Raw genomic sequence first — 24,628 nt, forward strand, 5'->3', positions numbered from 1 at the left:
ATTTTGGGATAAAACCCGAATCGCCACTCACGACCCCCTGTACCGACGCTTCTCCGCCACCCTCACCCCAAATCTCCGGACACCTGCTTCCACCACCACAGCAGTAGTCGGGCCGCCGGAGGGTTCGGTTCCCGGCGGCGGTAATCTGCCTCGCGACACCATCCGGGACACCTGTTCCACCACCAAGGAACCACTGGTGAATCCTGGGAGTGCCACGAAATGACGATTTCCGCGCCGGAGGCCGCCGTCCGCACGGTGGAGCTGACCGTGTCGGGGATGACCTGCGCCGCTTGTTCGGCGCGGGTGGAACGCACGCTGAACAAGCTGGACGGTGTCCGCGCGTCGGTGAACTACGCGACCGAGCGCGCCACCGTGCAGGTGCCCGAGTCGCTGGCCGACGACGTCCTCATCGAGCGGGTCCGCAAATCCGGCTACACGGCGGAGATCCGCGGGGACGAGGATCCGGACACCGGCTTCGAGCGGGTCCGCGATCTCCGCAGGCGGCTGGTCGTCGCTGCTCTTCTGGCGATCCCGCTGGGGAATCTCTCGATCACCCTTGCCCTGGTGCCGCGGCTGCGGTTCCCCGGCTGGGAACTGCTGTGCCTCGTCCTCGCCGTGCCGGTGGTGTTCTGGTCCGCGCTGCCCTTCCACCGGGCCACCCTGCGGAACCTTCGCCATCGTTCGTCCAGTATGGACACCTTGGTGTCGCTGGGAGTGCTCTCGTCGTTCGCGTGGTCGGCGTGGTCCGCTTTCGCCGGCGGCGCGGAACCCGGGTACTGGATCGGCTTCGGCCCGACGGCGGCCGGGGCGGACGCGATCTACCTCGACGTCGCCGCCGGGGTGACCACTTTCCTGCTCGCGGGCCGGTATTTCGAGAGCCGGTCCCGGCGCGGCGCGGCCGGGCTCCTGGCGGCGCTCGATGCCCTGGCGGCCAAGGACGTCCGTGTGCTGCGGGACGGTGTCGAGCGCATGGTCCCGATCGGCGAGCTGGCCGTCGGTGATCTGTTCGTGGTGAAGCCGGGGGAGTCGATCGCGGCGGACGGGATCGTCGACAGTGGACTGTCCACTGTGGACGTCAGTGCGGTGACCGGCGAGCCGGTGCCCGCGGAAGTCACCGAGGGGGACCGGGTCGTCGGCGCCTCGGTGAACCGGGACGGCAGGCTGGTCGTCCGCGCGACAGCGGTCGGCGCGCATACCCAGCTGGCCCAGATGACGGCGCTGGCGGAACGCGCGCAGGCCCGTAAGGCCGCCGTGCAACGCCTGGTCGACCGGATCTGCGCGGTGTTCGTGCCCGCCGTCCTCGGCGTGGCCGTCCTGACCCTGGCGGTGTGGCTGTTCGGCGGGGCTCCCACCCGGGAAGGTTTCGCGGCGGCGGTCGCCGTCCTCATCATCGCCTGTCCGTGCGCGCTCGGCCTGGCCACGCCGACCGCGCTCATGGCCGGGGTCGGCCGCGGCGCCCAGCTGGGCATCCTCATCAAGGGACCCGACGCGCTCGAGGCGAGCCGGACGGTGGACACCGTGGTGCTGGACAAGACCGGCACCGTGACCACCGGGAAGATGACCGTCGCCGCGTGCCGTCCCGCCGACGGGTTCACCGTGCCGGAGGTGCTGCGATTCGCCGGCTCGGTGGAAGCCGGTTCGGAACACGCCATCGCGGCCGCCGTCCTCACCGCGGCACGGGCCGAACTCCCGGACCTTCCCCCGGTCGAAGGGTTCGGCGCGCTGCCCGGGCTCGGCGCCAAGGGCGAGGTCGAGGGACACGAGGTCCTCGTCGGCAACTCGCGTTTGCTCACCGAGCGCGGGATCGGCGTCCCCGGCGACTTCGCGACCGCCGAACAGGACGGGGCGACGGCGATCCTCGTCGCGGTGGACGGCCGGGTCGCCGGGCAGCTGGTGATCCGGGACGTCGTGAAGCCGTCGGCGCGGGCCGCCGTCGAGGACCTGCACGCGCTCGGCCTGCGGACCGTGCTGCTGACCGGCGACAACGAAGCGGCCGCCCGCGCGATCGCGGACGAGATCGGCGTCTCCGACGTGCGCGCCGGCGTCCTGCCCGCCGAGAAGGCGCAGGTCATCGAGGAGCTGAGGGCAGGAGGAGCGCGGGTCGCGATGGTCGGCGACGGGATCAACGACGGCCCGGCGCTGGCCACCGCGGATCTCGGCATGGCGATGGCCCAGGGCAGCGACATCGCGCTGCGCTCGGCCGACATCGTGCTGGTCCGCGAAGACCTGCGCGTGGTCCCCGACGCCATCCGGCTCGCCGATCGCACGCTGCGGATCATCCGGGGGAACCTGGCCTGGGCGTTCGGCTACAACGTCGCCGCGATCCCGCTGGCCGCGCTGGGCCTGCTGAACCCGCTGATCGCCGGGGCGGCGATGTCGCTGTCGTCCGTGCTCGTCGTGTCCAACAGCCTTCGCCTGAAGGATTTCGGCCGGTCGGACCGACGCGCTGCGTGACACTTACGGGTGGTTTTGTACCATCGGCCCCGGACAAGGGGGCCTTTCGTGAAGCCGTTGAACACCGGCGAACCCACCGGCGTGGGGCGCTACCGGGTGTTCGCCGCGCTCGGCGAGGGCGGGATGGGCCGGGTGCTGCTCGGGACCTCCTCCGACGGTCGCCTGGTCGCGATCAAGCAGGTCCACCCGGGTTTCGCGCACGACCCCGGCTTCCGTGAGCGGTTCCGCCGGGAGGTCGAAACGTCGCGTCTGGTGTCCGGCGCGTACACCGCCCCGGTGATGGACGCCGATCCGAACGCGCCGACACCGTGGCTGGCCTCGGTGTTCGTGCCGGGACCGGCGCTGTCCGAGGCGGTCTCGGCGGGCGGGCCGCTGCCGCCGATGGCGGTCCGGCATCTCGCCGCGGGGCTCGCGCTGGCATTGGGCGACATCCACCGCGCCGGGCTGATCCACCGGGACCTGAAGCCGAGCAACGTCATCCTCACCGGTGACGGTCCCCGGGTGATCGACTTCGGCATCGCCCGCGCCGTCGAAGGCGACTCCGAACTCACGCACACCGGCGCGGTGATCGGCTCGCCCGGGTTCATGTCGCCGGAGCAGGCCGAGGGCAAGCCGCTGACCCCGGCGAGTGACATGTTCTCCTTCGGCGCGCTGCTGGTGATGGCCGCGATCGGGTCGAACCCCTTCACCGGGACGTCCACCCCGCACACGCTGTACAACGTCGTGCACGTCCACCCCGACCTGCGGCCGCTGGCGCCGGACCTCCGGCGGATCGTCGAGCCGTGCCTCGCGAAGAACCCGGCGGACCGGCCGTCCCCGGCCTGGGTGCTGGAGCGGCTCGGCCCGATCCCGCCGATGGTCACTCCGTGGCCGCCGATGGTGTCGCACCTCATCGAAACCCAGCAGGCCGAGGTCAGGCGGCTGCTGAACCCGCCTCCGCCGAAGAAGTCCCGGCGTGGCCTGTACGCGGGACTCGCCGCGGCCGCCGTCGTGCTTCTCGGGGGTGGCGTCGTCGCGGCGGTGTCGTCGAACGGGGACGACCCGCCTCCGGCCGTCGCCGCGCCGAGCACGTCCCCGGCCCCGGACATGCCGGTGAGCACCCCCGTCAACGCGGATCCGCTCGGCCCGGACAACCTGCGCGAGGTCGACCTGTGCAAGGTGCTCGAAGGACGCGACGTGCCCGGGCTCGGGAAGATGAGCAAGAAGAGCTCCGTCGACTTCGACACGTGCACGTACACCTCGCCCACGGGCACATGGCTGGACCTGGACATCGCCGGCGGCCTGGTGAGCGGGGAACCGAGCGGTGAACTCGAAGGACTTCCGTTGACCCTCAAGGGATCCGACGGCTCCTGCGGCGTCTCCGTGCCGGTCACCGGGGTGCGGAACACCGAGCTGAGCGCCCGGGTGAACTCGATGTCCACAAAGGACGAAGCTTGCACCGCGGTGAAAGCGGCGCTGGCCGACGCGGTGAAACGGATCAGGGCGGGCGGCCAGGAACGTGAGCTCCCGGCGGGCACGCTGGCCCCGCTGGACCCGTGCGCGCTGGTCGGCCCCGCGACCGCCGACCGCCTGATCGGGCCGGTGGTCGAAGCCATCCGCGAGCACCTGCACGAATGCCAGTACGACGCGGCGGGCAGCCTGCGGCTGAAGCTCCTGAAGAGCTATCCGCCGGTCCAGTCGAAAGACTCCTACTACTCGAAAACCGCGACGCTGGACATCGGCGGCAAGACCGTGTTCCTGGCCGAGGCGGACGACGGGATCGCGCGCTCGACCTGCTCGCTGACCTGGCAGCACCGGCAGATCAGCGACCGGGAAGGCGAGAACGTCGAGCTGACGTTCGGTACCAGCGGAACGAAACTGACCGCCGCTCAGGCCTGTGACAAGGCGAAGGGCTTCGCCGAAGCCCTGCTGCCGAAACTCCCGAAACCCTAGGGCTGACCAGTGAAACCGTTGCGTCCCGGCGAACCCCGGCAGATCGGCCCGTACCGGATCATCGCCGAACTCGGTGAAGGCGGCATGGGCAGGGTCGTGCTCGGCCTGGCGCCGGACGGCAGGCTCGTCGCGGTCAAACAGCTGCACGCCCAGTTCGCGCACGATCCGCGCTTCCGGGAGCGGTTCCGTCGCGAGGTCGCCACATCTCGGCTGGTCTCCGGCGCGTACACCGCCGCGGTCATGGACGCCGACGCGGAAGCGGAAACCCCGTGGCTCGCCTCGGTCTTCGTCACCGGGCCGTCGTTGAAGGAGGCGGTGGACGCCGCCGGGCCCCTGCCCGCCGAGTCGGTCCGCGTACTGGCGTCCGGGCTCGCCGCCGCGCTGACCGAGATCCACCGTGCCGGGCTGATCCACCGGGACCTCAAGCCCAGCAACATCATCCTGACGAGTGACGGACCCCGGGTGATCGACTTCGGCATCGCGCGAGGGGCGGAGGAGGCACAGGAACTCACCGGGACGGGCGCGATCATCGGATCGCCCGCGTTCATGTCCCCGGAACAGGCGGGCAGCGGGCAGGTCACCGGTGCCAGCGACGTGTTCTCCCTCGGCGCGATCCTGGTCATGGCGGCCACCGGACGCGGCCCGTTCACCGGCCCGACCGCACCGCAGACGCTGTATAACGTCGTGCACGCCGCCGCGGACTTCAGCGCGGTGCCGGACGAGATCCGGCAGCTCGCCGAGCCCTGCCTCGCCAAGAACCCGGCACAGAGGCCGACCCCGGAACAGATCCTGGACTTCCTCGGCCCGGTGCCGCCGGGCGCGGCGCCCTGGCCGCCCGCGGTGCACGCCCGGATCCAGCGGCAGGACGCCGAAGTGCGCTCGGTGCTGGCCCTGCCGCTGCCGATCTGGCGGCCGCCGCCCAAGAAGATGGCGCCACGGACGAAGAAGACCCTGTTCGGCTCGCTGGCAGGCGTCGTTCTGCTGCTGGTCGCGGGGATCGTGGCGCTCGGTCTCTCCATCGCCGAATACGCCAAACCCGAGAGCCCCGGGACGACTTCGCTGGCGGCGACCGAGGCGCTCGGCGCGGAACGGCTGCGCCTGGTGGACCCGTGCAAGGTGCTCGCGGGCCGGTTCGTGCAGGAGTTCGGCACCTTGGAGGCGGACGCGGACTCGAGCTACCCGGCCCGCTGCAAGTACACCGGCCTCAAGGGCGTCAGCTTCGAACTCCGGCTCGGCGAAGGCGTGACCGCGAGCAGCCTCGAACGGACCGATCGCACCGCCGAAGGAGTCCCTTTGCTGCGCAGCACGGTCAGCGGCGGCTGCGACTCGGTCGCCCAGCTGCCTTCGGACCGGCGGCTCGGTGTCGTCGTCTCCCATCCGAGCAGGGAAGGTGACCCCTGCAAGGCCGCCGACGACATGCTGACCGCGGCCCTCACCCGGCTGCGCACCCACGAGGTCGACCGCCCCGGTGAACAGGCGAGCATCCTCCCGCTCGATCCGTGCGCGGTCGCGGATCCGGCCGTCATCGCCAAGAACGTGCCCAACGCGCAGTCCGCGCCGCGGACGTTGCGGATCTGCGAGTGGGTGGGCGGCGGGGACACCCTGACCGTCGAGTTGCAGCGAGGCGCGTACCTGCCCGAGGGGTCGCCGGTCGATCTCGGCAACGGCGTCACCGGCGACGTCCGGGAGCCCGTCGCTTCGAACTGCGCCGTGACCTGGCAGCACCGTCCGGTCGCGGAGCGCGAGGTCGAACACGTCGCCGTCCGGCTGCTCGCCCGCGAGGGGACCGGCAGCCCGTGCGACCGGGCGAAGGCGATCGCCGGCTCGATCGCGTCGCGGCTGCCGAAACCCTGAGTATCGCGGATAGGCAACCCCCTGTGACGGCCAGGAAACGGGGTCCGCTAAGGTATCTCCCGTACGAACAACTACATCACGCGCGTTTAGCTCAGCGGGAGAGCGCTTCCCTGACACGGAAGAGGTCACTGGTTCAATCCCAGTATCGCGCACCAGGTTCGCTTCCCCAGGTGAACCGGAGTTCGTACCGCGGGCGATTAGCTCAGGGGGAGAGCGCTTCGTTCACACCGAAGAGGTCACTGGTTCGATCCCAGTATCGCCCACCGCAGGCCCCACCCGACGAGGGTGGGGCCTTTCGCGTTGCGCTTTCACCCTCGATCCCCCGAGGAGCACCTACCGCAACGCTTCGATCATCGGCGTGAGCGTGTCCATCGTCGCGGCGAGGTCGGCTTGGGGATCGGGGGAGTGGGCCAGCCAGACAGCGGCCTCGTTCATCGCGCCGGAAAGCAGGCGCACCAACGGTTCGACCGGGCGCTTCGCCAGGACGCCCTCGGCCATCAGTCCGGTCAGTGCTTCGGCGAGGTGACGGGCGCTGGACTCGGCGTCGAGTTCGCGCCAATCCTGCCAGCCGACCACGGCCGGACCGTCCAGCAGCATGATCTGCTGGGTCTCCGGATCGGTCGCCGCGGCGAGAAACGCGCGGCATCCCGCCAGCAGTCCCGCCCATGAGTCGGGTGCGGCGTCCGCGGCCCGTGCGATCTGCTCTCCGACGTCGTGCTGCACGACGCCGAGTACGTGCCGGAACAGGTCCGCCTTACTGCTGAAGTGGTGGTAGAGCGCGCCCTTGCTCACGCCTGCGGCCTGCGCGATGGTCTCCAGCCCGACCTTGCCGTACCCGTGTTCGGCGAACAACCGGCGGGCGGTGGTGGTCAAGGCCTCCATGGTCTCTTCGCGCTGCTGCTGCTTCGTGCGGGACATGTCCGGAATCTTGACATACCGACCGTCGGTTGGCTAACTTCAAAGAAACAAACCGACGGTCGGTATTGTTCGTAAGGCAAGGAGAACCATGCGTCTGACCAGCTTCTATCCCGTAATCATGACCGAGCAGATCGCCGAGACGCGGGACTTCTACTGCAGCCACTTCGGCTTCGAGCTCACCTTCGAGGCTGACTGGTACGTCAGCCTCAAACGTGACGGGTGGGAGCTCGCGATCCTCGCCCCCGGGCACGAAACCCTTCCTGCCGGGTTCGGCGAACCCGTGCGGGGGCTGTTGCTGAACTTCGAGGTCGAAGACGTCGACGCCGAGCACCGGCGGCTGGTCGGGGAGGCGGGCCTGCCCGAGGCGCTTTCCTTGCGCAGCGAGGAATTCGGGCAGCGGCACTTCATCGTCGCGGATCCCAACGGCGTGTTGATCGACGTGATCCAGGAGATCCCGCCGACCGACGAGTTCGCCGGGCAGTTCACCGACGAGGCGCGCCCGAGCCGATGAGTACGGCTATCAGGAACAGTCCACAAGCGACAGCCGCCGACACCTGGAGCCCGGCCGTGCAGGCGGCCCGTGCGGCGTCGAGCAGTTCGCCTGCCAAGTGCGGCGGAAGGTCCGAGGCAGCCGTCTCCGCCTGAGCCGGACCGGAGAGAGCGAGGTGCCGGGCCGCGTCGGACAGCCCGGCCGGGACGGCCAGATGTCCCGCGTACACCACCGCGGCCAGTGAACCGAACACCGTCGTCCCGAAACCGGCGCCCAGTTCGTATCCCGTCTTCTCCACCGCCGCGGCGCCGCCCGCCTGATCGGCCGACGTCGCCGAAAGCAGGGTGTCGGTGCTCGACGTGAGCGCGAGCGCCATCCCCAGACCCAGCCCCGTCAACCCGGCGCCGAGGAGCACCGGCGACGTCAGCGCGGCCGATCCGGTGGCCGGGACCAGCAAGGACACCGCCGCCACCGCGAAGCCGGCCGTGCGGACCCGCGCGTTGCCGAACCGCCCCAGCAGCGACGGGGTCACCACGCTGCCGACGGCCGACGCGCCCAGCACCAGGAGCAGCCGCGCCGCCGCCGACGTCGGGGAAAGCCCGAGCACCACCTGGAGGTACTGGGCGAACAACAGGCCGAGCCCGACCAGCGTGCTCATCACCAGCAGGATTCCGCCCACCGCGGGCCGTACCCCCGGCAGCCGGAACAGGGTCAGGTCCAGCAGTGGCGGATCGGTCCGGCGCTGACGGCGGGCGAACAGTCCGATGAGGACACAGCCGAGCGTGCCCGAAGCGACGGCCGGCAGCCAGGAACCCGGGTGCCCGACGGCGAAGGCGATCCCGAGCACACCGCCCGCCGCGAGAGCCGCGCTGATGGCGTCCCAGGGCCGTTCACCCGGCGGACTCCGGGGCAGCCACCGCAGGGCCAGGACCACCGCCGCGAGGATCACCGGCGGGTTCAGCAGGAACGTCGCCCGCCAGCCCCACGTTTCGACGAGCACTCCGCCGAGGATCGGCCCGAACACCGAGCCGGTCCCGGCGATCCCGCTGCACACCGCGATCGCCGTGCGGCGGTGCCGTCGCTCCGGGAAGAGCTCCCGGAGCGACGACATCGTCACCGGCATGATCATCGCGCCGCCGCAGCCGAGCAGCGCGCGGAACCCCAGCAGCACCGGCACGTTCGGCGCGAACGCGCAGCCCAGCGACGCGATCCCGAACACCACGTACCCTGCGATCAGCACGCGCCGCCGTCCGTACCGGTCGCCGAGGGTGCCGAACGGAAGCAGCAGCGGCGCGGCGGTCAGCGGGTAGATCGCCACGATCCACACCTGCGCCGCCGCGCCCGGCCGCAACTGCCGGACAAGGTCGGGCAGTGCGACGTGCAGCACCGTCGCGTCGACGGCGACGAGGAAGAGCCCGGCGCCGAGCACCGCCAGGAGCGGCCAGGCGCGGTCGACCGCTCGCTCGGCCCGGGCCGTGGTCACAGGAGTCCCGCCAGATGCCTCGCCACGACATCGACGTGCGGCGGGTCGACCACCGACAGGTGATGTGCCTCGACCGGCACGATCTCCAGATCGGGGCACAGGTTCGCCCAGCCCGCCGCGAGATCCGTGCGTGAGTACCGCGGCTCCATCGCCAGTCCGGCCGCGTACTGCTCGATCGCCCGGTAGAGCACGACCCGGCCGTCGTAACGGCGAGGCGTGGCGCGTTCGGCCGCCAAGGTGTCCAAAAAGGACTGACGTTGGTGCCGGAGCACACCGGGGCTGAGCAAACCGGCTTCGGCGACCCGGCGCATGGTCAGCTCGATCTGCTCCTCTTCGGGCAGCGGCGCCAGTTCCTCGTGGCCGAGCCGGACTTCGCGGCCGTAGGTCCCTTCGACGTAGCCGGTGAACCGCAGGAACCGCCGGGCGGACGACGCGCGCGGGTCGAGATCCGGCTCCGGGAGCGGGAGCATGGTGTCGATCAGCGCGACGAACTCGACGTCTTCGCCTTCCTCGGCGAGCCGCGCGGCGACGCCGTAGGCCAGCGCCCCGCCGAACGACCAGCCCGCCAGCCGGTACGGCCGGTCCCGGCGCTGTGCCCGCACCAACGGCAAGAGCTGCTCGACCCGCTCTTCGATGCCGACACCGGGAACCCGTTCGAACCCGACGCACGGCACCGCGGTGGGAAGCCGGTCCAGCAGTGGCCGGTACACCGTGCAGGTGCTTCCGCCGGGATGGAACAGCAGCAGCGGCGCGACCCCTTCTTCGCCGGGAGTGAGGACGTGGACCGGTCCGCGCTCCTCCCTCGTGTCGAGGACGGCGCGGGCGACGTCGGCGATGGCCGCGAGGGAATCGTGCCGCCGGAGTTCGGCGGCGTCGACAGGCGTGTCGAGTTCGGTGCTGAGTCCCTCGGCGAGCAGTTCGGCCAGCCGATCCGGTGTGCCGCTCTCGGTCAGCCGGACATGAGTGCCGCCCGCGTCGGTTCCGGTGTGCTCCTGCCACAGCCGCAGTACCAGCCTGTCGGCCGCGTCCCAGGCACGGCCGCGGGCCGGCCGCGGATCCTCGTCCTCGCGTGGCGCGAGATCGCGGCTGAGATCGGCGAGGGTGGCGCCCCGGAGCACGCTGACCGCGTCGGGCTCGGTGCCGAACTCCCGGCGGACGGCGTCCCGGATCCGGTTCGCCATCAAGGAATCCAGCCCGAGTTCGACGAGGGGGACGTCGGCCTCGATGCGGTCGGGGCGCAGTCCCATCACGGCGGCGACGATCTCGGTCAGCCGATCACCGCCGCCGCTCCGGACGGGCTCGGGGTCCGGCGTGCGCGCCGCGAACGACGGCGGCACCTCGACGGTGGTGTACCAGTGCCGTTCGTGCCGCCACGGCATCGGCGGGACGTCGACCAGCCGGGCGCCGTCGTCCGGATCGGCGGTCGTGATGCGGGTGCCCGCGCAGTACAGCTCGGCCGCGGCGGCGCCCAGCGCGCGGACCTCGTCCTGGCCACGGCGCAGGGTGCCGGTGACCACGGCGTCGTCGATCCCTTCGGCCGCGAGGGTCCGTGCCACCGAACCCCGCAGAATGGGGTGGGGCGACACCTCCAGGAACACGCGGTGCCCGTCCGCGGCGGCGGCCGCCACGGCCTGCCGGAAGCGGACCGGCCGCCGCAGGTGCGCCGCCCAGTACCCGGCGTCGAAGTCCGGAAGCTCGCGCGGATCGGCGAGAACCGTGTCGTACCAAGGCACTGTCGGACGGCGGCCGCCCAATTCGACAAGCGCTTCCCGGAGCGCGGGCAGCACCGGGTCGACCCGGGCGGAGTGCCCGGCGACCTCGACCGGCAGCCGCCGCGCGGTCAGCCCGGCGGCCTCCAGTTCCGCCACGAGCAGGTCGAGCACGGTCGCGTCCCCGGCCACGGTCAGCTGACCCGGCGCGGATTCGACGGCGAGTTCGATGTCCGGATACAGCTCCAGTTCCTCCGGCGCCAGCTCGATCGCCGCCATCGCGCCGCCCGGTCCGATGGTGCCCAGGAGCCGGGCCCGGGTCGCGACCAGGTGGACGGCCTCGTCGGGAGTGAGCACGCCGCTCACGACGGCGGCCGCCGCGGAGCCGAGGGAATGCCCGACGACGGCCGCGGGCCGGACGCCGAGCGCCTCCCATTGGGCGGCCAACGCGACCTGCGTCCCGAAGATCGCCGTCTGGGTTTCGGGCAGGGACAAAGGATCCTCGGTGAGCAGCAAGGCGCGCAGTGATCGGCCGGTGTGCTCGGTGAACAAGTCGTGCAGCTTGTCGACCTGTGCGGCGAAAGCGGGCTCGGCGGCCAGCAGCCCGCGGCCCATCCCCGGCCATTGGGAACCGTGCCCGGAGAACACGAACACCGGGCCGTCGGTGCTCAGCGTGGTGCCGGTGACCGCGCCGGCGGGCAGCGGATCGGCACCGCTGCCGACGGCTCGCAGCAGCGCCGCCAGTTCGGTGGTGTCCCCGGCGACGACGGCGGCACGGTGCGGTCCGCCGTTGTCGCGCCGGGAGAGTGTGTGGGCGACGTCGGCGAGGGAAAGCGACGGAGTGGCTTCCAGCCAGTTCGCCAGTTGCGCCGCGCGTTCGGTGAGCCTGTCGCGAGTGCGGGCGGACAGCAGGCCGATCCGGACGCCCGCACGGTCCGCGGCGGGTTCCGGCGCCGGCGCCTGTTCGAGGACGACGTGCGCGTTGGTCCCGCCGAACCCGAACGCGGACACCCCCGCCGTGGCGCGGCCGGACCGGCGCGGCCACGGCGTCGGTTCGGTCACCACCCTCAGGCGCAGCTCGCCGAACGGGATGTGCGGGTTGGGCGCGGCGAAGTGCAACTGGGGCGGGAGTTCGTCGCGGGACAGCGCGAGCACGACCTTGATCAGCCCGGCGATCCCGGCGGCCGCCTCCGCGTGCGCGATGTTCGTCTTCACCGAACCGATCAGCAGCGGCGCGTCGGAGGGGCGGTCCTTGCCGAGAACGGCGCCGAGCGAGCGAGCCTCGATCGGATCGCCCAGCAACGTGCCGGTGCCGTGCGCCTCGACGTAATCCACAGTGGACGGATCGAGCCGGGCACCGTGATACGCCGTGCGCAGCATTTCCTGCTGGGCCACGGGGTTCGGCGCCGCCATCCCCTGTGAACGGCCGTCGGAGTTGACCGCGGTGGAGCGGATCACCGCCAGCACCCGGTCACCGTCGTACTCGGCGTCGGCCAGCCGTTTGAGCACGACGACGCCGCAGCCTTCGGCGCGCGCGATACCGTCGGCGCCCGCGGCGAACGTCTTGCACCGGCCGTCCCCGGCGAGCAGTCCCGCCGCGGCGAACGCGGCCGTCGGCCCGGGCAGCAGCATGAGGTTCACGCCGCCGGCCAACGCCAGATCCGCCTCGCCGTCGCGCAGCGCGCGGACGGCGTGATGCACCGCGACCAGCGACGACGAGCAGGCGGTGTCCACCGCCATACTCGGTCCGCGCAGGTCGTAGACGTAGGACAGCCGGTTGGCCGAGATGCTCCCGGCCGCGCCGGTGGCCGTCCAGAGATCGACGCCGCCGCCCGACATCGTGAGATGCCCGTAGTCGTGGGTGGAGATCCCGGTGAACACGCCGGTCCGGCTGCCGCGCAAGGAGGCCGGAGCGATCCCGGCGTGCTCCAGCGCCGCCCAGGTGACCTCCAGCAGCATCCGCTGTTGTGGGTCCATTGTGGACGCTTCACGCGGGGTGATGCCGAAGTGGTCGGCGTCGAACCCCGCCACGTCGTCCAGGAAGCCGCCGACGATCGGCGCCGCGTCGGCGTTCCACCGGCCTGGCGGCGCGGTCCGGACGGCGTCCCGTCCGCTGCTCAGCAGGTCCCAGAACTCGTCGAGGCCGTTCGCTCCCGGCCAGCGGCAGCCGAGGCCGACGACGGCGATCGGGTCGGTCCGGCGCCGGTCCGTGCCCGTCGGCTCGGATTCCGGTTCGGTGCCGCCGGTGAGGGAGCGGGCGAGGTGGTCGATGGTCGGGCTCTCCCACAGCAAGGTGGACGGGAGCGCGGTGCCGAGCAGGTCTTCGAGATCGGCGGCGATGCCGACGGCCTGACGGGAGGACAGGCCGTAGTCGCTGAGGGGACGGTCGGCTTCGAGCCGGGCCGGGTCCACGCCGGTGTGCTCGGCGACCGTGTCGAGCAGCCAGCGGCGAAGGGCGGGGGTGTCGAACGACGGGTTTCTCATCGCACCAAGGCCTTTCCGTAATCGCCGGCGAGGTAGCGGTCGCGGCAGGCGCCGCGCGCGATCTTGCCGCTGGAGGTCCGGGGGACCAGGCCCGCCGGGACGAGCACGACGTCGCGCAGCGCGAGACCGTGCGCGTCGGAGACCAGCCGCCGGATCGCCACGGCGAGGGTGCGTTCGTCGTCCGTGGTCAGGGCGGTGTGACCGCGGTGTTCGGCGACGATGACCGCCGCTTCGGTGTCCGCGCCTTCGACGGCGAACGCGGCGACACTGCCCGGGCGGATGTCGCGATCGGCCGCGGCCGCCGTCGCTTCGACGTCCTGTGGATAGTGGTTGCGGCCGTCGACGATGAGCAGGTCCTTGATCCGGCCCGCGATGTAGACCTCGCCGTCGTACCGGACGCCGAGGTCGCCGGTACGCAACCAGGGCCCTTCCGGGAGCCCGCCCAGGTCCCCGGTCAGCCGGGCGCCGAAGGTCTCGGTGCTCTCCAGGGGTTTTTCCCAGTAGCCGGTGCCGACGTTGGGTCCGTGGACCCAGATCTCGCCGACGGACCCGTCCGCCAGCGCGACGCCGGTTTCCGGGTCGACCAGCGCGACGTGCTGACCCACCGGGACACCGCAGGCGACCAGGCGGAGCCCGTCGTCCGCCTGCCGTGCTGTCCCCGTGCCCAGTGCGGCACGGTCGAAAGTGGTGACGCGCGGCGGGACGCCTGGACCGGTGGTGACGAAGACGGTCGCCTCGGCGAGCCCGTACGCGGGGCGCGTCTTCTCCGGCTGGTAGCCGGAATCGGCGAAGACGGTGTGGAAGCGGTCGAGGACGTCGGGGTTGATCGGTTCCGCGCCGTTGACGATCGCGGCGACGCGGTCGAGGCGGAGCTTGGCGCGGTCCTCCTCGCGCACCCGGCTCGCGGCGTAGTGGAACGCGAAGTTCGGGGCGGCGCTCCAGCTCCCGTTGAAGTCGCCGAGCAGTTCCAGCCAGCGCAGCGGGCGTTCGATGAAGGCCAGCGGATCCATCAGCACCGACCGCACGCCCGTCGCCAGCGGCGTGATCAGGCCGAGCACGAGACCCATGTCGTGGAACAGCGGCAGCCAGGACACCGTGGTCCCCGCGGCCGGGTCGATGCCGAGTCCCGCCACCGCCTGGCGCACGTTGGCCAGCACGTTCGCGTGGCTCAGCACCACGCCCGCCGGGCTGCGGGTCGAACCGGAGGTGTACTGGAGGTAGGCCACGTCGTCCGGCGTCGGATCCGGGGCGGGCCACGCGCGGGTGGGGCCTTCGGACGGCTTGTCCGCCGCGACGACGGCGACGCGTTCGCCGCCGGGCAGGCCGGCGAGGAATTCGCGGACCGCGTCCTCGGCCGCGGAGGTGGTGATCACCGCTGTGGGGGAGCAGTCGGTCAGGACCGCGGCGAGCCGTCCGGCGTGCCCGGGCAGTCCGGGGTCGAACAGCGGCACGGCGATCGCCCCGGCGGTGATCGCGCCGAGGAAGGCGACCACGTACTCGGCACTCTGCGGGCACAGCACGGCCACGCGGTCCCCGGGCCGGACGGGCAGCGCGCCCGCGACGGCGTCGACGCGCTCCCGGAGCTGCTTCCAGGTCAGGGTCCGCCGCCGTCCGGCGCGATCGGTCGCGAAGTCGGCGAAGGTCAGCGCGGGCCGGTCGCCGTCGGTGTCGGCCCAATGCCGGAGGCAGGCGGGGAGGGTGGGGCCGGCCGTGGCCGGCAGGTTTTCGGGGGCCAGGGACATGACGTCTCCTCGGGGTCGGCGGGGGTGTCGGGTTCAGCGGCCGAGCGGGCCGGCGGCGTGCTGCCAGGCGGCGACGGCTAGCGCGTCGAGGTCGAGGCCGGTCGTCCCGGCGTCGCGAAGCAGGACCAAGACGTCGTCGGCGGCGATGACGACGGTGCGCAGGCGCAGTTCGGGCAGCTCGGGAGGCTGGCCGCGCAAGGTCAGGAGTTGTTGGTAGGAAAGGGTTTTCGCGCCCGGGACGACGGGAGCGGGATGGACGGTGACGGTCGACGACGCGGTACCGGCCGCGTCGTCGACCGTCACCTTCGAGCACCGTCCGGCCTGCGCGGCCCAGGCCGCCAGATCGGGCGGGTTCGTCATGCGGGCGACCAGTTCGGACACCTGGCCGCCGGGTACCGAGGACTGGAAGCCCTGGCCGGTGGCGTCGCCGCCGACCAGCCTGCCGTGGACGACGTCCTCGCAACCGCCGACGTCGATCCGGCTTTCTTCACGGTCCGGGGTGGACAGTGCCGAGGCCACGTCGAAACCGTCGCGCGCGGACGCGTGCGGAACGGTCTCCGGCGGCAGCAAAGCGGCCGGAGGGACGCCGGGAGAAGTCGGTGCCGCGGCGGCCTGAATCGATTCTCCGGGTACGCCGGAAATGGTGGCCAACGCGGCGGCGGAGACGACGAGCGCACGAATTCGGGCAGTCATGAATAGCCCTTTCGGAAGGGTCCTGAGGGGGTCACGGTCCCTTCGGTGGGACGCAGGCGCCGGGGGTCGCTTCAGGGGACGCCGAACCCGGGCGGCACGACGAAGGCTACGACGGGAAATCGAATACCGGAAGGTATCAAGAGAACGTAAATGTCCTTCGTGTACTGGGTGTGACCTGCTGCTTCCGGACTTTTCGCAGGTGCGTGACGAAGTCTGGTACTGCCGTGCCAGTGTTGTTCACTGTCCGTGAGTGACGGGTCACCCTGATGGGGGAGATGGAAGGTTTTCTTGTTTCCCTGGCATTCACATTGTCCTCCCGGATTGTGGGCAGGACAATTGCCTGGAGGGTCTTCTTCCGCTTAACTTGTCGGCACCTCCGATTCCTTTTGGCGGGTAATCGCCGTCACATTTTCGAATTCTGTCGCACGACCGGGACAAAGGATCACGTATGCGCAATATTTCGAGGCGGTCGCGGGCCGTCGCGGTGCTGGCGGCCGTGGCGTGCCTGCTGCCGAGCGTCGCCGTCGCCCCGGCGCGGGCCGAGAGCGGTGTCCCGGACGCCCGCGCCGACGACGGGTCGCACGTCGTCGCCCAGACCACTGTGGACGGTGATCCGCGGATGCTGGACCTCACCGTGCGTTCGGTCGGCGTCGGGAGTTACGCGATGGTGCGGCTGATCCTGCCATCGCGGTGGGCCGCCGAACCGGACCGGAAGTGGCCGGCGGTGTACCTGCTCGCCGGGGAGACCCGGCTGCAGGACTATCGCGGCTGGACCGCCAACACCGACATCCGGAGGCTGGCCGACGACTCCGGCGCCCTCGTGGTGATGCCGGGTTCCGGTTCCGCGGGGTTCTTTTCCGACTGGTGGAATTACGGCAAGAACGTCGTCCTGAATCACTGGGAGACCTTCACCGCCGTCGAGATCCCGCAACTGATCGATCGCGGGTATCGCGGGGACGGGCGGCGGGTCGCGGCCGGGCTCTCGCTCGGCGGTTACGGCGCGGTGGAACTGGCGGCCCGGAGGCCGGGGGTGTTCCGGTTCGCCGGATCGTTCAGCGGCAACCTCAATCCCACGGGCCCGTACGGCGAGCTGCTGACCAGCGCGATCGTCGCCTCGGCCCGGCAGGATCCCGAGGCGCTCTGGGGTGACCGGCGGCGCGAGGCCTCCCGCTGGGACGCGCACGACCCGCTGGTGAACGCCGACCGCCTGCGCGGCACGGAGCTCTACCTGTCGACGGGTAACGGCCTGCCGGGGCCGTTCGACGGGAAGCTCCCGATCGACGTGCTGCCCGGCGCGATGCTGCTCGAATTCCTGTGCTCCGGCCAGACCGCCGCGATGGCGGACCGGCTGAACCGGCTCGGCGTCGCGGTCACGACGGACTTCTACGGTCCGGGCACGCACCACTGGGCGTACTGGCAGGACCAGCTGCACAAGACCTGGCCACGGATGCTGCGCGCGCTCTCGGCGCCGGTGAAAGCGGGGGAGGCGTCGTGACCCGTCCGTCCTTTGTGGTCACCGGGGCTTCGAGCGGGATCGGCCGGGCCTGCGTGGCCGAGCTCGCCCGGAGGGGCGCGCATGTCTGGGCCAGTGTGCGCACCGACGCGGACGAAACCGAACTCGCCCGCACTTATGGCGAAGCGGTCACAGTGCTGCGGATGGATCTTCGGGACGCGGCGTCGATCGCGGCGTGCGGGGAGAAGGTCGCGGCGGCGGGGCCGGTGCGAGGGCTGGTGAACAACGCCGGGATGGCCCGGCCCGGACCGCTGGAACACGTCCCGCTCGAGGACTTCCGCCGGCAGCTGGAGGTCAACGTCACCGGTCAGCTCGCCGTCACGCAGGCGATGCTGCCCGCGTTGCGCGCCGAACCCGCCGCCAGGGTGGTGACGATCGGATCGATGGGCGGGCGCATCGCCGGTCCGATGGTCGGGCCCTATCACACGTCGAAGTTCGCCCTGGTCGGCCTGACCGACAGCCTGCGCGCGGAACTGGCGCCGTCCGGGATCGACGTCGTCCTCGTCGAGCCCGGCGCGGTCGCGACCTCGATCTGGCCGCGTGCTCGCGCCGCCGCCGAAGAGGTGCGCGCGGCCTTGCCGGAAGCCGCGCGGAAAAGGTATGCGGCGCAACTGGAAGAAGCCGAACGCAGTGCGGAGCGGTCCGCGCGGAACGGTGTGCCGCCCGCGCGGGCGGCGCGGGTCGTCGTTCACGCGTTGACCGCCCGCCGTCCCGCGCCGCGTTACCTGGTCGGCCGGGACGCGCGCATCGCGGCGGTGCTGGCGAACCTGCCGTTCCGGTTTCGCTACCGGTTGACGGCGGCGAAACGGTGACCCGGCTCGTCGTGATCGTCGCGCCCGGCTCCCGGGGAGACGTCCAGCCGTGCGTCGCGCTGGGGCGCGGCCTGCGCGGTGACCGGGTCCGGGTACTGGCGGCCGAGCGATTCCGGACCTGGGTGACCGGGCACGGTCTGGAGTTCGCGCCGCTTTCGGCGGATCCCGGCGAGATCCTCGGTTCGGACGGCGGCCGCGAATGGACCGAGGGCGGGCGCACTCCCGCGACGTTCCTGCGCGGTCTGCGAGGTGCGCTGGCCCCGGTGCTGGAGCGCCTGCTGACCGACGTCCGCGAAGGAGCGTCGGGGGCGGACCTCGTGCTCGCCCCGACGCTGGGGTTCCTCGGCGCGCACCTGGGCGCCGCGCTCGGCGTGCCCGACGTCGAGCTGCACTATCAGCCCAGCATGCCGACGAGGAAGTTCGCGCATCCGCTGCTGCCGTGGGCGGCCAAGGCCGGGCCGTGCGGACGGCGGCTGAGCTTTCACGCCGTCGACGCCGTCGCGTGGCAGGTGTTGCGACCCGAGGTGGACCGCTGGCGAGCCGCGGAGCTCGGTCTCCCGGCGGCCGGGTTGCGCGGACCCCGGCGAGCGGAAACCCCGGTGCTGTGCGGGTTTTCCGACGCCGTGGTGCCCCGGCCGAAGGATTGGCCCGCCAGGGTCCACGTCACCGGGTACTGGTTCCTCGACACCCCCGCCGCGTGGCGGCCGGATCCGCGCCTGCGCGATTTTCTCGCCTCGGGACCGCCTCCGGTGTACGTCGGCTTCGGCAGCATGCGGCCGTCGGAAGCGGAGCGGGCGTTCGCCGCCGTCCGCACGGCGTTGCGCCGGGTGGGGCTGCGCGGCCTGCTCGCCACCGATGCCGAGTCCGACGACGACGATCTGCTGGCTGTCCGGGACGTCCCGCACGGGTGGCTCTTCCCGCGTACGGCGGCGGTGGTGCACCACGGCGGCGCGGGCACGACCGCGGCCGCGCTGCGCGCGGGCGTCCCGGCACTGGTCTGCCCGGTCTTCTCGGACCAGCCGTACTGGGGGGATCGGGTGTCACGCCTCGGCGCCGGACCGCGCCCGCTTCCGTTGCGGGATCTCACCGCGGACGCCTTGACCGCGCGGCTGCTGGAGCTGTCCGGCAATCTGCTGTTCCGCCGTGGGGCGCAGTACGTCGGCGCGCGGCTGCGCGAGGAGGACGGGGTGGCGCGGGCCTGCGAAGTGCTGCGGCAGGTGGGTTATTGAGAGGCAAGGTAAATATGGTGTGATCTCAAGGGGTCGTGAGCGGCAAAGAGTGTTCTAACCTTCTTTGTCACTCACGACCTCACTCGGAACAGTTCATGCGGACCTGAATCGGACGCTCAATCATCACCCGGTGTCCCATGTGGACACTCGGCGGATTTCGTCGCGAGGTAGGCGGCGAGACGGCCGAAGCAGGACTGCCAGCCTTCGACGTGGCTGTCGCGATCCGCCACGGTCTCGAAGATCTCTTGGTGGAACGACATTTCGGTTTTGCCGTCGAGGTCGGCGAGGGTGACGGTGACGAGCGTGTCGTGCCCTGGCGAGCCTTCCGGTTCCTCCCAGGCGAAGCTGAAGACGAGCCGCTCCGGCGGGACGATCTCGTGGTAGACGCCCGATGCCCACAGGTCGGTCTCGCCGTCGCTGATGCAGATCCGCCAGCGGCCGCCTTCGGTGAGGTTGACCGTGCAGGACTTGGCGGTGAACCCGGCCGGCCCCCACCAGTGCGCGAGATGGTCCGGATCCGTCCAGACCCGGAAGGCGAGCTCGCGGGGTGCGTCGAGGAGACGCGTGATCGTCAGGTCGCTCATCGGGTTCTCTTCCGCAGGCTATTCAACCGTCTGGTTGAACTCTAGCGTTCCTGTCAAACCGCATCTAGAGGGCGAAACGCGTCGGTCCAGGGGGTCGTGAGTGGCGATTCGTGTTCTAACCCGAATCGCCACTCACGACCACCTGGACCGAACGGCCACCGCACAGGCGCGCTCGCTGTCCGTGAACCGCTACCCGACGACCACTCTTTTGGGTTAGGTTCCCCCTCATGAAGCTGCGCTGGGGTGTCACCGCCGTCGTCTCCGCTCTCGCCGCCGTCCTGCTGCCCGGAGTGGCCTCGGCCGCGCCCGTGTCCTCGGCGTCCCTGCCGATCGTGCGCTGCGAGTTCACGCCGACGCCGGAGAACCCCGCGGCCCGCCCGGTGTTCCGGCCGATCCCCTTCGCGCTGACCCGCGGCACGATCGACGTCACGTTCCGCTTCAACTACGGCCCGGTCACCGTGCGCCTCGACCGCGCGGGCGCCGCCCCGTGCGCCGCGCACAACCTGGCGAGCCTGGCGCTGCAGCGCTTCTACGACCACAGCCAGTGCTGGCGCCTGACGAACTCCTCGCGCCTCGGCGTTCTCCAGTGCGGCGACATCTACGAAGCCGAAAAGGGCGGACCGGGCTACAAGTTCCCGGATGAGGTCGACGGCACCGAGACCTACGAGCGCGGCACCATCGCCATGGGCAACCAGGGCCCCGGCACCAACGGCAGCGAGTTCTTCATCGTGCACTCGTTCGCGAACATCCCGAAGAACTACTCGGTGATGGGCAAGGTCGTGCGGGGCATGGACGTGCTGGACAAGATCGTGGCCGCCGGGATCATCCCGACGGACCCGAACGGCCCCCAGGACGGGCTGCCCGCGAAGCCGGTGAAGATCCAGAAGGCGACCGTCGGCTTCTGATTCTTCACTCTTCGAGCCCGCGTGCCGAAGCCGTGAAAGCAGTCGCCGGTCTTACGACCGCAATCCGCACTTGACCAAGAAATCGTCCGCGGCGAGTTCCAACTGCTCGTCCTCGTGAAACCTGAAGTAGACGGCTTCACCGCAGATGCCGGCGTCGGCGGTGAAGCCCCACCAATCTCCAGTCCCCACAGGGGCCGCTGCGACGAATCCGACCCACTCGTCGGAGTTTTCATTCACCGAAAGAAGGTCCTCCTCGCGGCCATCAGGAGATTTCACCGGCAGCAGATCGATGGAAAAGAAGCCTCCACCCCCGTACGTCAGCATGAACGGCGGTACTTCTGCGGAAGCCGGACGCCAAGCGCATCTTCGGCCCGCGCAAGTTCGACCTCGGAAGCCCGCCAAAAATCAAAGGGCGTGAACACGCCCGGAACAACATGAACCGCTCGTTCTTCACGAGCCCTCAGGACGATGAGTTCGAATTCGGCGAATTCCACAGACACCACACTCTCACTCTTGCCGAGGCCGACTACCCAACCGTATGACCGGCCGCGGCCAGCGCCGCATCAACGGCTCTCAGGGCTGCTGCCGGACGAAGTCGGGAATCCCGTCGGCCGACGCCGGATCCTTGATCGGGTACAGCGTCATCCCCTCCGGGGCGCGGGCACGCGAGATCTGAACACCGTGCAGACACGCATCGCACCAGAGATAGACCGTGGCGAGCCGGGTCTCCGGATAGCCGAGGTACCTGACCTCCAACCGGCGTGCCTCGCAACGCGGACACGGATGACGGTCGATCCGGTCCGAACCTCCGTCGATGACTGAGATCAGCGTCGACATCCAGCCGGTTCGCCGGGAGTTCCGTTTCACCGCGGGGTGCCGCGGAGTTCCCGGACTCCTTCGAGCCCACCCGCTCCCGCCAGTTCGAGCGTCGCGCTGTGCGGCGAGTCGAGTAGTTCGACCGGCCGTCCGTAACGCAGGATCCCGACGACTCGCAGGTCGATCTTCGTCGACGAGCCATCCTCGAAGATCGCGGTGGAGAGGACGTCACCGACCGAGACCTGGTCGCCGAGACACCGGACGACGCATACCGCCTTCTCTTCGGACACTTGCCCGACACTTTCGACACCGAGCTGGATCACTGCCGCCATGACCTTCCCTACGTTCGAGAGTCAGAGGTCCTCTGCTCAGACCGCCTCTTGCGAGAGTTCGAATTCGACGAGTTCCTTGCCCCGCAGGATCGCCCAAATCGAATCCTGCGCCGCCGATTCGAGCCAGCCTTCGAAGGGGGTGCCGTCACCGCGGAACCACCACACGGCGCGGTTGACGACCGAGCGCAGCTCGGCATCGACACGGTAGTGAAAGTCGAACCTCACCTGTGAGTGCTGTTCGTGCTCCCCGTCGGCGTCGACGATCTCCAGCTGCCGCACGAATCCCACCGAGAACACCGGCTCGGAGAACCAGTTCACTTCGCAGTATTCGAAGAGGAACCCGTCGGCGTCGGGACCGTCCGTGCCGTCGAACTCGACCGGCTCGAAGCCGCGAAGGACCGCCACGAGCTCACCGACCGTCGGAGACGTTCCAGGCTTCACCCGACTGGCGAGGAGATCTCGCGCGACAGCCAGCGCGGAGTGAATCGAATGCCTCACCACTGTCTTACCGCTCTCTCGCACAGACCAAGAGCGTAGGAGCCGAAGTCCTCTCCCAGTTTCTCGACCGGCTCGCCGACATGGCTCCAGACGAAGACCGGGTACTCGCCGAACCGGTCCGCCTTCGACGAATCGAGGACGATCGCCCCGCCCATGCCGTCGAACATCACCACGATCAGCTCGGCGGGAAGTCCGTGATCACGGCGCAGGTCCAGGGTCGCCTTCACGGACCCGAGCAACTCATTCCCATAGGCGGGAGTCCGGTAGACGCCGAGGAATTCTTCTCCGGCGATGTCCCAGGTGCCGAATTCCTCGATGAGACGACGGTACGAGGGTGGGAACGCGACACCAAGAGCCCGCTCCGCGGCGTCGATGCTCACGTCGTCCTCTCCGCCGGCGTGATTCGCGATGCCCGCGTTCGCGCGGATCAGTTCGATCAGGCGCTCGCTCGCTTCGAGGCTCACGCGACGACCTGACTTTCCAGTTCGCTCAGGATGCCGTCCAGGAAGGCTCCTCCTCGCAGGCGGCGGACCTGTCCACCGGCCGCGCTCAAAGCGAACATCGAACCTCCTCCATCCGATCCGAAAACGGTGATCCGCTCCTCGGCGACTCCGGCCGCGAAAACCCGGTTCTCGCCAGGCGGATAACCGAACCTCGCCTCGAACCCTCGCCCGAACTCGGCACTCAGCCGAGACGTCCGTTCGATCCAGCCCCTCAGGTCCTCAGGCCCCACGCCGCCCCCCACCACCACCTCCCTCGCCACTCGACACGAGGTGGCGAACTCGATGTTGTCGATACCCGGGGGGGCGCCGCATCCTGACCGCGGTGCCACGCCGTTGACAACTGACGGCACAGGTCGTAGCCGCCTTCGCTACGCGCAGGAATCACACAGCCCCCTCACAGGAAACAGTGTTTCACCCTTTAGAGTGACGCATCCTCATCGGCCTGGCTGCCGGTGACATTCATGAGGGTTCGAAGCATGCTGACGTACGAGCAGTACCTGTCCACGAAGAGATTCCCGGCCCTCGACGGGCTGCGCGCGATCGCCGCGCTCCTCGTGGTGGTGTTCCATTACGGAGGACCGTCGTGGGCCGTGGCCAACGGGTGGATCGGCGTCCACCTGTTCTTCGTCCTTTCCGGTTTCCTCATCACCACGCTGGCTCTGCGCGAAGAGGACCGAAACGGCAGGATCTCGCTCGCCGACTTCTACCTCCGTCGCGCTTTCCGCGTTCTTCCCGTGTATTTCACGGTTTTGGGCATCGTCGTGGTGTTCACGTGTCTGCGCGGCCAATACACGTCCAGCGGGCTTTCCGGGGCGATGCCGTACTTCCTGACCTTCACGAACGAGTTCGCCGGCAACGCGCCCTTCGGCCAGTCGTGGACGTTGGGGGTCGAGCAGAAGTTTTACCTCGTCTGGCCGTTCCTGGCCTTCGGTATCGCGGCACTGAGCTTCCCGAAACGGCTGGGCCTGGCGATCGGCCTGATCGCGCTCATGATCGCGCTGATCCCCGTGATGCCCTACGCGGGCGCTTACTCACCCATCGTCATCGGCTGCGCACTCGCCATCGGCCTCCACTACCGCAAGGGCTTCGCGATCCTCCGGGTCTTCACGCACCCAGCGGCCTGCTTCGTCCTGCTCGCGGCCCTCGTGGTCCTTCAGATCCACGTGACCGACATCGCGACCTTCTTTCAGGACAGCGGCACTGTCGGCGGCACCACGTACGCCGTCGTGGTCGCGCTGTTCATGACGTCGCTGATCCCGCGCGGTCCGATCGCCTGGCTGTTCTCCACCCCGCCGATGCGGTTCATCGGCGAGCGGTCCTACTCGGTCTACCTGCTGCAAGGGGTGGCGGCGACCGTGGTCGCCTTGTCGATTCCCCAACTGGGCACGCATCGGACGTCGACCGCCCTCGCCGTGACCGTCGTCGCTCTCGCCGTCTCCGACGTCCTCTACCGCTGGGTCGAGCTGCCGATGATCGAGGTCGGCCGCAAACTGGTCGCCCGGCGCGGGCCCGCACCGCCCCATCCCACGATCCGGGAAGCCGGACCCGCACTGGCCAGCGGCTGAGCAATTCAGGCGAAGCGCCCTTGTGTGGGTCCGGTAGTCTGGTCGCCAAGGTCGAGAGGCGCTGCAACGGACCACGGGGTCCGCCACGCTCGGCCCCGGACCTCACCGCAAG

At 70.3% G+C, this 24,628-nt stretch carries 21 protein-coding genes and 2 tRNA genes; 11 read left to right on the plus strand and 12 right to left on the minus strand.

All coding sequences use genetic code 11. The features are described from left to right. Positions 1 to 219: 219 nt before the first annotated feature. The 5 genes from AB0N89_RS08990 to AB0N89_RS09010 all read left to right on the plus strand — a co-directional run bounded on the left by AB0N89_RS08990 (position 220) and on the right by AB0N89_RS09010 (position 6,503). The gene (locus AB0N89_RS08990; protein WP_364202002.1) at positions 220 to 2,454 is read left to right on the plus strand and encodes a heavy metal translocating P-type ATPase; all 2,235 of its coding nucleotides are present in this window, start codon (positions 220 to 222) and stop codon (positions 2,452 to 2,454) included. Between the two features lie 48 nt (positions 2,455 to 2,502). Then, positions 2,503 to 4,386 (plus strand): serine/threonine-protein kinase, encoded by a 1,884-nt coding sequence (locus AB0N89_RS08995; protein WP_364202005.1) that lies wholly within the window; start codon positions 2,503 to 2,505, stop codon positions 4,384 to 4,386. Positions 4,387 to 4,395: 9 nt separating this feature from the next. Then, positions 4,396 to 6,240 carry a protein kinase gene (locus AB0N89_RS09000; protein ID WP_364202008.1) on the plus strand — a complete coding sequence of 615 codons (1,845 nt, stop codon included), beginning with the start codon at positions 4,396 to 4,398 and terminating at the stop codon, positions 6,238 to 6,240. 80 nt (positions 6,241 to 6,320) lie between these two features. Then, positions 6,321 to 6,395: transfer RNA gene (locus AB0N89_RS09005), tRNA-Val, on the plus strand. Positions 6,396 to 6,431: 36 nt separating this feature from the next. After that, positions 6,432 to 6,503, plus strand: a tRNA-Val gene (locus AB0N89_RS09010). A 70-nt stretch (positions 6,504 to 6,573) separates the two neighbouring features. Here the strand turns inward: AB0N89_RS09010 and AB0N89_RS09015 are convergent. Beyond that, entirely contained in the window at positions 6,574 to 7,158 is a 585-nt protein-coding gene (locus AB0N89_RS09015; RefSeq protein ID WP_364202011.1) for a TetR/AcrR family transcriptional regulator, read from the minus strand. Positions 7,159 to 7,246: 88 nt separating this feature from the next. On the opposite strand from AB0N89_RS09015, the gene AB0N89_RS09020 reads away from it, so the two are divergent. Beyond that, on the plus strand, positions 7,247 to 7,669 hold the full coding sequence (locus AB0N89_RS09020) for a VOC family protein (RefSeq protein WP_364202014.1): 423 nt from the start codon (positions 7,247 to 7,249) through the stop codon (positions 7,667 to 7,669). Here the strand turns inward: AB0N89_RS09020 and AB0N89_RS09025 are convergent. The 4 genes from AB0N89_RS09025 to AB0N89_RS09040 are packed head-to-tail and all read right to left on the minus strand — an operon-like array spanning position 7,641 to position 15,759. Continuing rightward, a complete protein-coding gene (locus AB0N89_RS09025; RefSeq protein WP_364202016.1) occupies positions 7,641 to 9,131 on the minus strand; it encodes an MFS transporter in 1,491 nt (496 codons plus the stop codon). The two genes, AB0N89_RS09020 and AB0N89_RS09025, sit on opposite strands and share 29 nt — an antisense overlap. Further along, entirely contained in the window at positions 9,128 to 13,324 is a 4,197-nt protein-coding gene (locus AB0N89_RS09030) for a beta-ketoacyl synthase N-terminal-like domain-containing protein (RefSeq protein WP_364202018.1), read from the minus strand. The genes AB0N89_RS09025 and AB0N89_RS09030 overlap by 4 nt, the downstream gene beginning before the upstream one ends. Further along, the gene (locus AB0N89_RS09035; RefSeq protein WP_364202021.1) at positions 13,321 to 15,066 is read right to left on the minus strand and encodes a fatty acyl-AMP ligase; all 1,746 of its coding nucleotides are present in this window, start codon (positions 15,064 to 15,066) and stop codon (positions 13,321 to 13,323) included. The genes AB0N89_RS09030 and AB0N89_RS09035 overlap by 4 nt, the downstream gene beginning before the upstream one ends. Before the next feature lie 33 nt (positions 15,067 to 15,099). Beyond that, on the minus strand, positions 15,100 to 15,759 hold the full coding sequence (locus AB0N89_RS09040; protein ID WP_364202024.1) for a hypothetical protein: 660 nt from the start codon (positions 15,757 to 15,759) through the stop codon (positions 15,100 to 15,102). Between the two features lie 448 nt (positions 15,760 to 16,207). Between AB0N89_RS09040 and AB0N89_RS09045 the strand changes: the two genes are divergently transcribed. Genes AB0N89_RS09045 through AB0N89_RS09055 form a run of 3 tightly spaced genes read left to right on the plus strand, consistent with a single transcriptional unit; the run spans position 16,208 to position 19,313 of the window. Next, positions 16,208 to 17,254, plus strand: coding sequence for an alpha/beta hydrolase family protein (locus AB0N89_RS09045; protein WP_364202027.1), 1,047 nt, complete (start codon positions 16,208 to 16,210; stop codon positions 17,252 to 17,254). Beyond that, positions 17,251 to 18,084, plus strand: coding sequence for an SDR family NAD(P)-dependent oxidoreductase (locus AB0N89_RS09050; RefSeq protein ID WP_364202030.1), 834 nt, complete (start codon positions 17,251 to 17,253; stop codon positions 18,082 to 18,084). The genes AB0N89_RS09045 and AB0N89_RS09050 overlap by 4 nt, the downstream gene beginning before the upstream one ends. Continuing rightward, positions 18,081 to 19,313, plus strand: coding sequence for a glycosyltransferase (locus AB0N89_RS09055; protein WP_364202033.1), 1,233 nt, complete (start codon positions 18,081 to 18,083; stop codon positions 19,311 to 19,313). The genes AB0N89_RS09050 and AB0N89_RS09055 overlap by 4 nt, the downstream gene beginning before the upstream one ends. A 116-nt stretch (positions 19,314 to 19,429) precedes the next feature. Here the strand turns inward: AB0N89_RS09055 and AB0N89_RS09060 are convergent, their stop codons facing one another. After that, positions 19,430 to 19,897, minus strand: a complete 468-nt coding sequence (locus AB0N89_RS09060) for an SRPBCC domain-containing protein (protein WP_364202036.1) — start codon at positions 19,895 to 19,897, stop codon at positions 19,430 to 19,432. A 227-nt stretch (positions 19,898 to 20,124) separates the two neighbouring features. On the opposite strand from AB0N89_RS09060, the gene AB0N89_RS09065 reads away from it, so the two are divergent. Further along, positions 20,125 to 20,802 (plus strand): peptidylprolyl isomerase, encoded by a 678-nt coding sequence (locus AB0N89_RS09065; protein ID WP_364202039.1) that lies wholly within the window; start codon positions 20,125 to 20,127, stop codon positions 20,800 to 20,802. Between the two features lie 51 nt (positions 20,803 to 20,853). Here the strand turns inward: AB0N89_RS09065 and AB0N89_RS09070 are convergent, their stop codons facing one another. The 6 genes from AB0N89_RS09070 to AB0N89_RS09095 form a co-directional block, all read right to left on the minus strand. Next, a complete protein-coding gene (locus AB0N89_RS09070) occupies positions 20,854 to 21,126 on the minus strand; it encodes a hypothetical protein (RefSeq protein ID WP_364202042.1) in 273 nt (90 codons plus the stop codon). Next, positions 21,120 to 21,296, minus strand: a complete 177-nt coding sequence (locus tag AB0N89_RS09075) for a hypothetical protein (protein ID WP_364202045.1) — start codon at positions 21,294 to 21,296, stop codon at positions 21,120 to 21,122. The genes AB0N89_RS09070 and AB0N89_RS09075 overlap by 7 nt, the downstream gene beginning before the upstream one ends. A gap of 79 nt (positions 21,297 to 21,375) precedes the next feature. Beyond that, a complete protein-coding gene (locus AB0N89_RS09080) occupies positions 21,376 to 21,558 on the minus strand; it encodes a hypothetical protein (RefSeq protein ID WP_364202048.1) in 183 nt (60 codons plus the stop codon). Positions 21,559 to 21,665: 107 nt separating this feature from the next. Beyond that, the gene (locus AB0N89_RS09085; protein ID WP_364202050.1) at positions 21,666 to 21,950 is read right to left on the minus strand and encodes a hypothetical protein; all 285 of its coding nucleotides are present in this window, start codon (positions 21,948 to 21,950) and stop codon (positions 21,666 to 21,668) included. Between the two features lie 36 nt (positions 21,951 to 21,986). Further along, entirely contained in the window at positions 21,987 to 22,355 is a 369-nt protein-coding gene (locus AB0N89_RS09090; RefSeq protein WP_364202053.1) for a hypothetical protein, read from the minus strand. 89 nt (positions 22,356 to 22,444) lie between these two features. Continuing rightward, on the minus strand, positions 22,445 to 22,912 hold the full coding sequence (locus tag AB0N89_RS09095; RefSeq protein WP_364202055.1) for an SMI1/KNR4 family protein: 468 nt from the start codon (positions 22,910 to 22,912) through the stop codon (positions 22,445 to 22,447). A gap of 515 nt (positions 22,913 to 23,427) precedes the next feature. Here AB0N89_RS09095 and AB0N89_RS09100 point away from each other — a divergent pair. Then, positions 23,428 to 24,516 (plus strand): acyltransferase, encoded by a 1,089-nt coding sequence (locus tag AB0N89_RS09100; protein WP_364202058.1) that lies wholly within the window; start codon positions 23,428 to 23,430, stop codon positions 24,514 to 24,516. The last annotated feature ends 112 nt before the right edge of the window (positions 24,517 to 24,628 follow it).

The sequence above is a fragment of the Amycolatopsis sp. NPDC089917 genome (assembly GCF_040684635.1).
Taxonomy (GTDB): Bacteria; Actinomycetota; Actinomycetes; order Mycobacteriales; family Pseudonocardiaceae; genus Amycolatopsis.

Bases quoted from the DNA above. Each gene is read 5' to 3' on its own strand.
- AB0N89_RS09070 (WP_364202042.1), bottom strand. From the start codon at position 21,126: ATGCTGACGTACGGGGGTGGAGGCTTCTTTTCCATCGATCTGCTGCCG.
- AB0N89_RS09040 (WP_364202024.1), bottom strand. From the start codon at position 15,759: ATGACTGCCCGAATTCGTGCGCTCGTCGTCTCCGCCGCCGCGTTGGCC.
- AB0N89_RS09100 (WP_364202058.1), top strand. From the start codon at position 23,428: ATGCTGACGTACGAGCAGTACCTGTCCACGAAGAGATTCCCGGCCCTC.
- AB0N89_RS09030 (WP_364202018.1), bottom strand. From the start codon at position 13,324: ATGAGAAACCCGTCGTTCGACACCCCCGCCCTTCGCCGCTGGCTGCTC.
- AB0N89_RS09020 (WP_364202014.1), top strand. From the start codon at position 7,247: ATGCGTCTGACCAGCTTCTATCCCGTAATCATGACCGAGCAGATCGCC.
- AB0N89_RS09060 (WP_364202036.1), bottom strand. From the start codon at position 19,897: ATGAGCGACCTGACGATCACGCGTCTCCTCGACGCACCCCGCGAGCTC.
- AB0N89_RS08990 (WP_364202002.1), top strand. From the start codon at position 220: ATGACGATTTCCGCGCCGGAGGCCGCCGTCCGCACGGTGGAGCTGACC.
- AB0N89_RS09085 (WP_364202050.1), bottom strand. From the start codon at position 21,950: ATGGCGGCAGTGATCCAGCTCGGTGTCGAAAGTGTCGGGCAAGTGTCC.
- AB0N89_RS09045 (WP_364202027.1), top strand. From the start codon at position 16,208: ATGCGCAATATTTCGAGGCGGTCGCGGGCCGTCGCGGTGCTGGCGGCC.
- AB0N89_RS09065 (WP_364202039.1), top strand. From the start codon at position 20,125: ATGAAGCTGCGCTGGGGTGTCACCGCCGTCGTCTCCGCTCTCGCCGCC.
- AB0N89_RS09015 (WP_364202011.1), bottom strand. From the start codon at position 7,158: ATGTCCCGCACGAAGCAGCAGCAGCGCGAAGAGACCATGGAGGCCTTG.
- AB0N89_RS09035 (WP_364202021.1), bottom strand. From the start codon at position 15,066: ATGTCCCTGGCCCCCGAAAACCTGCCGGCCACGGCCGGCCCCACCCTC.